Raw genomic sequence first — 3,942 nt, forward strand, 5'->3', positions numbered from 1 at the left:
GTTGGCACTGGCGCTGGACCTGCTGATGGATTGAAGCGATGTTCGCTGCGCTTGGTGCCCACGCCTGGGCCTATCCCATGCTGGAGGTGGCTCATCTGCTGGGGGTGGCGCTGTTGCTTGGCAACCTGACATTGCTGGAACTGAGGCTGTTCGGATGGGGGCGGAGCCTGCCCGTGGAGCCTTTGGCGAAGCTGAGCCTTGGCCTGGTGGCGGCGGGCTTCGGGCTGGCGGTGGTTTCGGGCCTGCTGATGTTCGGTACGCAGGCTGGGGAACTGCTGGCCAATCGGGTGTTCACAGCCAAGATGGTGTTGATCATGCTGGCGGGTTGCAACGCCGGCTGGTTCCACGCCCGCCGATCGCTGCAGCGCCAGGACCGCGCGGCGCGCCTCTTGATGCTGCTGTCGTCGGCCTTGTGGCTGCTGGTGCTCACCTGCGGCCGTTGGATCGGCTACGTGTGATGTGAAGGAGATGCCATGCGGCGACGTAATGTGATTCAGACCGGTGCCTGGCTGGGCCTGGGCGGTTGGGCGGGTGGGGCGCTGGCCCACCACGGCTGGAGCAGCTTTGACCAGGAGCGGCCGATTTACCTCGAAGGGCGGGTGGTCGAGGTGAAGTGGCGCAATCCGCACGCAGAGCTGGTGCTGGAACTGCCCGAGACCTTGCGCTTGCCCGTGGACCTGGCCCGTCGTCCCGTGCCCGCGCAGACGGCAGGCGTCGACGGACCCGGGTTGCTGGCCAACACCGTCTTGCCCACGCGTCGCGATCGGCGTTGGGAGGTCGAGCTCGCGCCGCTGTTTCGCCTGGGACAGTGGCAGATGCCCGAGGTCAGGCTCGGGGCGGCGCTGTCCGCGGTCGGCTTCACCTTCAAGGATGAAAAGGGGGCCGCGATCCTGCGAGCCGAGTACGTCTTTCTGGACGGCAAGGCCTACGGCCTGCGCTCCAGCCCGACCTGAGCCCAGAAAGCAGAACACCCGGCACGTGGCCGGGTGTTCTGCGCGGAAAAGCGCGGGTGGCTTACTTCGAGAGCGCCTCGAAGGCGCGTGCCGTGATGTCTTCGACCGAGCCCATGCCGCTGATGGCGCGGTACTTGGGCGCGGCGGCTGCGTCCGTGCGGGCCCAGCTGCTGTAGTAGTCCACGAGCGGACGGGTTTGTGCGCTGTAGACCTCCAGCCGCTTCTTCACGGTCTCTTCCTTGTCGTCTTCGCGCTGGATCAGCGGCTCGCCAGTCACGTCGTCCTTGCCTTCCACCTTGGGGGGGTTGAACTTGACGTGGTAGGTGCGGCCCGAGGCAGGGTGCGAGCGGCGGCCGCTCATGCGTTCGATGATGGCGTCGAAGGGCACGTCGATTTCGAGCACGTAGTCCAGCTTCACACCGGCGGACTTCATGGCGTCGGCTTGCGGGATGGTGCGCGGAAAACCGTCGAACAGAAACCCGTTGGCGCAGTCGGACTGGGCAATGCGTTCCTTGACCAGGTTGATGATGAGGTCGTCGCTGACCAGACCACCTGATTCCATCACGGCCTTGGCCTGCAGTCCCAGGGGCGTACCTGCCTTTACCGCAGCCCGCAGCATGTCGCCGGTGGAGATCTGGGGGATGCCGTATTTTTGGCAAATGAACGTGGCTTGCGTTCCTTTGCCGGCACCCGGGGCGCCCAACAGAATCAGTCTCATCGCTTTCCTTTTTTCAGAGTTTCAATGGCGTGGCCGCTTGTCTCGAGCGGCCGCCCTGGGCGTGGGAGCCGGGGCAACCGGCCGAGGATAGCACGGGCACCCTTCGCTCTGGCTGACAGAAAACCGGCCCCGCCAGTGCCGCCCAAAGCCGCCTGATCACGCCTTGGCAAGCAGCTCGCGCACCCGCTGCAGGTCTTGCGGTGTGTCCACGCCAGGGCCTGGCGCGTGGGTCGTCAGGTGCACCGCGATGCGGTGGCCGTGCCAGAGCACGCGCAGCTGTTCCAGCGATTCGATGGCTTCCAGTGGCGAGGCCTCCAACCGCGGAAACTGGCGCAGGAAGCCGGCGCGATAGGCGTAGATTCCGACGTGGCGCAGCGGTGCCGGGCTCGACAGCGCGCGCATGGGCTGGCCGGGCGCCATGCCGTCGCGCCACCAGGCGATGGGTGCGCGGCTGAAGTACAGCGCGGTGCCGGCGCGGTCGAGCACCACTTTGACCACGTTGGGATTCAGGAAGTCGGCTGTGTTGTCAATCGCGTGAGCGGCCGTGCTCATCACGCAGTCGTCGCGGCGCCGGAGTTCGGCTGCCACAGCGTCAATGAGCGAGGGTTCGATCAGCGGCTCATCGCCTTGCACATTGACGACCAGCGCATCGTCGGCCAAGCCGAGCAGGGCGCAGGCTTCGGCCAGGCGGTCGCTGCCGCTGGGGTGGTCGGTTCGAGTGAGCAATGCCTGCACGCCGTGGAGGCTGCAGGCCTCAACGATGCGGGGGTCATCGGCCGCCACCACGCAACGCGCTGCGCCGCTGTGCATCGCGCGCTGCGCCACCCGCACGACCATGGGCACGCCCGCAAGGTCGGCCAGGGGCTTGTCGGGCAAGCGTGTGGACGCCAGCCGGGCGGGAATGAGGACGGTGAAGTCGGCCGCCGGGCGAGGCGGGCTCATGCGAGCGGGGCAGGGGCCGACGGGCGCGCCGCTTCCTCTTCGCTGATGGGGCGGGCCTCGTGCTCGAGCAGGATGGGAATGCCATCGCGCACCGGGTAGGCCAGGCGAGCGCTGCGCGACAGCAGTTCCTGCTTGTCGCGGTCGAAGATCAGAGGGCCCTTGGTAACCGGGCAGACCAGCAGTTCGAGCAGTTTGGTGTCCATGGCGGAATGATAGTCGCGCCAGTTGGATCCGGGTTTCAGGGGATGGTGCGCTCGGCTGCCAGTCGGGCATCCACCGCAGCAAGAAAGGCCGGGTCGGGTGCGAGTTCGAGTGGGACTGCCCAGGCTTGAACCGAGCCGTCCGCCGGCAATACGGTGAACAGCTTGGTGCCGTCCTTCTCGGTGCAGATCAGGGGATGTTGCGCGCCTTGCACCACCCGGGCGTAAGCGGCCGGGTCGGCATGGTCCGGCAAGGTCACCTGCTGGTCCAGGCTAAGGCCCGCCTCGCGCAGCATGTCGAAAAACACCTCGGGCCGGGCGATGCCGGCGACCGCGGTCAGCGGCCGGCCCTTCAACTGCGACAGTTCCACGCGCTGGCCCCCGACACCCACGGCGTGGGTGGCCAGCCGCCGCGCCGCATGGAACGCGGGCATGCCCTGGAGCGTCGCCACTGCGGTGGCAGGCAAGCCCGACCGGCCCTGCGTCAGCAGGAGATCGGGGCTGAAAGGCGCCCCGGGCCTGGGGGGCCAGGGTTCCCGCAGCAGGCCTGCGGGGAGCAGCCAGCCATTGCCCGCGCCCCGGTCGTCGAACACCACAATGGCGAGTTGGCGCCCCAATGCCAAGTGCTGCAGCCCGTCGTCGCAAACCAGCACATCCACGTCGGGGTGGGCGGCGCGCAGCGCTCGCGCGGCATCAACGCGACGAGCCGCCACGCAGACGGGCACGCCCGTGCGGCGGTGGATCAGGAGCGGTTCGTCTCCCGCTTCGCTGGCCGGCGTGTCGGCCCGCACGTGGGTGACGCCACGGGCATGCCGGCCATGGCCTCGCGAGACCACACCAGGGTGCCAGCCCTGTGTCAGAAGGTGGTTGACCAGGGCGATCGTGCAGGGCGTCTTTCCCGCGCCGCCGACCACGACGTTGCCGACCACCACGACTGGCACATCCATCCTGTGCACGGTCAGCAGCCCATGGGCATACAGCCACCTGCGCAACGCGACGACCCCACGGTAGAGCAGGGAGACGGGCCAGAGCAAGCAAGACAGCGGGCCGCGCCGCTGTGCGAGCCGCAGCCAGGCGGCTTCCCGCGTCTGCCCCTGGGCCTGCCTCATGGCGGGCACCCGTGCCGCGA

6 protein-coding genes are annotated in these 3,942 nt (G+C 68.1%); 2 read left to right on the plus strand and 4 right to left on the minus strand.

Annotated features, from left to right (window positions below; translation table 11 throughout):
• Window positions 1-38 precede the first annotated feature (38 nt).
• A complete protein-coding gene (locus KIT86_RS24570; protein WP_297403286.1) occupies window positions 39-458 on the plus strand; it encodes a hypothetical protein in 420 nt (139 codons plus the stop codon).
• A gap of 15 nt (window positions 459-473) precedes the next feature.
• Window positions 474-953, plus strand: coding sequence for a DUF6152 family protein (locus KIT86_RS24575; RefSeq protein WP_297403288.1), 480 nt, complete (start codon window positions 474-476; stop codon window positions 951-953).
• Between the two features lie 61 nt (window positions 954-1,014).
• On the opposite strand, the gene adk is transcribed toward KIT86_RS24575, so the two are convergent.
• The 4 genes from adk to lpxK form a co-directional block, all read right to left on the minus strand.
• Entirely contained in the window at window positions 1,015-1,671 is a 657-nt protein-coding gene (gene adk / locus KIT86_RS24580) for an adenylate kinase (RefSeq protein WP_297403290.1), read from the minus strand.
• Window positions 1,672-1,827: 156 nt separating this feature from the next.
• Window positions 1,828-2,613: a 3-deoxy-manno-octulosonate cytidylyltransferase gene (kdsB, locus tag KIT86_RS24585; RefSeq protein ID WP_297403292.1), complete on the minus strand. Its 786-nt coding sequence runs from the start codon at window positions 2,611-2,613 to the stop codon at window positions 1,828-1,830.
• Window positions 2,610-2,816, minus strand: coding sequence for a Trm112 family protein (locus tag KIT86_RS24590; protein ID WP_297403294.1), 207 nt, complete (start codon window positions 2,814-2,816; stop codon window positions 2,610-2,612). Before KIT86_RS24590 ends, kdsB begins: the two co-directional genes overlap by 4 nt.
• A gap of 35 nt (window positions 2,817-2,851) precedes the next feature.
• Window positions 2,852-3,922: a tetraacyldisaccharide 4'-kinase gene (gene lpxK, locus KIT86_RS24595; protein ID WP_297403296.1), complete on the minus strand. Its 1,071-nt coding sequence runs from the start codon at window positions 3,920-3,922 to the stop codon at window positions 2,852-2,854.
• Between the last annotated feature and the right edge of the window lie 20 nt (window positions 3,923-3,942).

The sequence above is a fragment of the Hydrogenophaga sp. genome, assembly GCF_026125825.1.
GTDB lineage: Bacteria > Pseudomonadota > Gammaproteobacteria > Burkholderiales > Burkholderiaceae_C > Hydrogenophaga.

Excerpts from the sequence above, each read along its gene's own strand:
- KIT86_RS24570 (WP_297403286.1), top strand. The coding sequence starts at position 39 with ATGTTCGCTGCGCTTGGTGCCCACGCCTGGGCCTATCCCATGCTGGAG.
- KIT86_RS24575 (WP_297403288.1), top strand. The coding sequence starts at position 474 with ATGCGGCGACGTAATGTGATTCAGACCGGTGCCTGGCTGGGCCTGGGC.
- adk (WP_297403290.1), bottom strand. The coding sequence starts at position 1,671 with ATGAGACTGATTCTGTTGGGCGCCCCGGGTGCCGGCAAAGGAACGCAA.
- kdsB (WP_297403292.1), bottom strand. The coding sequence starts at position 2,613 with ATGAGCCCGCCTCGCCCGGCGGCCGACTTCACCGTCCTCATTCCCGCC.
- KIT86_RS24590 (WP_297403294.1), bottom strand. The coding sequence starts at position 2,816 with ATGGACACCAAACTGCTCGAACTGCTGGTCTGCCCGGTTACCAAGGGC.
- lpxK (WP_297403296.1), bottom strand. The coding sequence starts at position 3,922 with ATGAGGCAGGCCCAGGGGCAGACGCGGGAAGCCGCCTGGCTGCGGCTC.